This is a genomic window from Cellulosimicrobium arenosum (genome assembly GCF_014837295.1).
GTDB classification, from domain to species: domain Bacteria; phylum Actinomycetota; class Actinomycetes; order Actinomycetales; family Cellulomonadaceae; genus Cellulosimicrobium; species Cellulosimicrobium arenosum.
In genome coordinates, this window is record NZ_JACYHB010000024.1 from 1 (window position 1) to 2,068 (window position 2,068).

Sequence of the window (2,068 nt, forward strand, 5' to 3'; positions counted from 1 at the left end):
ACGTCGACCAGGGTCTTGCCCCCGGTGGGCAGCATCGCGGTGTCCGTCACCACGACCGGCGCCCCGGACGCGTCGTCCGGCGAGGTCACGTCGACCCGCACCAGACCCGTCGTCGCGTTCGGGCCGTCGGTGACCTGGTACGTCAGGTCGTACGAACCCGGCTCGTCAGAGACGAACCGGAAGGTCCCCGCGTCGAGGTTGGCCGTGACGAGCGCCTTGTCGTGCTCGTCGACGTCGGAGAGCCGCAGCTCGTCGCCGTCCGGGTCGGTGTCGTTGACCAGCGGCTCGACCGTCACGGACTCGCCCGCCACGACCGTCACGTGGTCGTTGACCGCGATCGGGGGCTGCTGCCCCGCGACCACGTCGATCAACAGCTTCCCCTCGACCAGACCCCCCTGACCGTCCGAGACCGCAAGATCGACGACCTTACGACCCGTCGAAGCACCCCCGTCACGAAACTCCACACTCCCGTCCGGACGCGAACGCACCTCGTCACCCGCCGCAGCAGCCTCCGCCGACGCCAGATACAGATCATCACCGTCCGGGTCCAAGAAATACGGCAACACCTTGATCGTCGCCGTCGACCCCTGCCCCACCTTCAGCACCGGATCACCCGACTGCACCGGCGGCTCGTTCTCACCCAGCGGCGAGACCGTCAACGACACCGACGCCTCGGCCAACCCCCCACGACCGTCCGAGACCGCATACCGGAACCGCTCGGTCCCCTCCGCACCCTCGGGCACCACCACCTGCAAGGCAGCACCCCCCATGATCTGCTGCACCTGCACACCCGCCGGACCCTGCCCGACGACCGCCGCCGTCATCACGTCCCCGTCCGGATCCACGTCGTTGGCCAGCACCGGCAAGATCGTCGTACGACCCGGCCGCGCCCCCAGCACATCATCCTTCGGCTGCGGATCCCGGTTCGGCTGCGACCGGTCCGCGACGAACTGGTCCACCTGCTCCGGATTCGTCAACGACGCATCCGACTCCTGCCCCTCAGCCTCCTCCGGCTGCACCAGATCCCAGTCATCGACCTTCTCGTACGCGTCCGCCGCCATCCACAACGTCCCCGCCGACAGATCGTTCAGCACGATCACGTGCCGATTCACCCGATACGCCAGCACCGACTGCGGATCCACGGCCTCGAGCCGCTCGTCCAGGTCCCGGTCCGTGCCCGCACAATCACGCACCACCTGACCCGACCCACCCCACGCCCCGAACGTGCACCCGTCCAGCTGCACCGGCGCCGCCGGCACCCCCTGCGCACTGCGCACCGTCGCATCACCACCACCCAACGGCTGCGACACCAGACCCGAACCCGTCGCCAGCATCACCACGTCCGAGCCCGCCGACGGCTGCTGCAGCACACCGGAACCGCCGTCGTCCACCGACACCGACCTGCCGCCAGGAAGGATCAGCTGTGAGCCCGACCGGTCCAGCACGACGGGGTCGTCGCCCACGGCCGTCACGGAGAGCTCGGCAGCCTTGTCCACGGGGAGCGAGGACGTCTGCGGGTCGCCCTCGACCGTTCCGTCGCTCGCCGTCCGGACCGTCGTCAGCTCACCGGACGACGCGACCGCCACGAAGACCGTCCCGTCGCGCGAGACCGTCAGCGCACCGTCGCCCTCGAGCTCGGCCACCGGCTCGGTCTCCTGCGCGTCGAACGACGTCGCGCCGTCGAACGGCAGCACCCACACCAAGTGCTCCTCGTCGTCCAGGACGGCGGTCACACCCCCGCCCGAGACCACCTCGGCGCCCGCCGGCAGGCGGACCTGACCGTCCAGCGACAGGTGTGCCACATCGATCGGTGCCGCCGCGGACGAACCCGTGTCGTCGAGCAGCACGTCAGACGCGTCCTGCTGCACGTCGAACGACGCAGAACCCGCGAGCAGGGTCCCGTCCAACGCCTGCGACGCGTAGTTGAACCGACCCACCTGACCGGCCGACGTCTTCGTCACCCACACACCCGAGTCGTTCAGCTCGACGTCCGCCGTCGCCTCACCCTCGTAGAACACCGCGAACCCGACCAACGCCACCGCGAACGCGGTCACGGTGCCCACCGACG

At 69.8% G+C, this 2,068-nt stretch carries 1 protein-coding gene; it reads right to left on the bottom strand.

What is annotated here, in order from left to right; all coding sequences use genetic code 11:
• A partial coding sequence (locus IF651_RS17250; protein WP_338404040.1) for an Ig-like domain-containing protein occupies positions 1-2,054 on the bottom strand: 2,054 nt, incomplete at its 3' end.
• Positions 2,055-2,068 lie beyond the last annotated feature (14 nt).